Below are 255 nucleotides of genomic sequence, written 5' to 3' on the forward strand. Positions count from 1 at the left end.
GGTTTTGCCAGCGTCCGGTGACCTGCCTTACCAGTTGCAACTCAGCCTGGGTAGCCGGGACAACCGGCTGAGCGTCAACTCGAACCTGAAGGGCTTGGCCATCGACCTGCCGGCGCCCTTCGGCAAAGCCGCAGCAGACACCCGCGACAGCCGTTTCAGCATGAGCCTGCAAGGCCAGGAGCGGCGGTTCGATGCCGCTTACACCGACCTTGCACGCTTTGCCTACGCCGCACCGGCCGACAAGCTCATGCAGGG

1 protein-coding gene is annotated in these 255 nt (G+C 64.7%); it reads left to right on the forward strand.

The annotated features are described in order from the left end of the window. Positions 1-255 (forward strand): hypothetical protein (locus FEI13_RS18980; protein ID WP_138183031.1); only part of this gene is annotated, 255 nt, incomplete at both ends.

This window comes from Halomonas urmiana (assembly GCF_005780185.1).
GTDB classification, from domain to species: domain Bacteria; phylum Pseudomonadota; class Gammaproteobacteria; order Pseudomonadales; family Halomonadaceae; genus Halomonas; species Halomonas urmiana.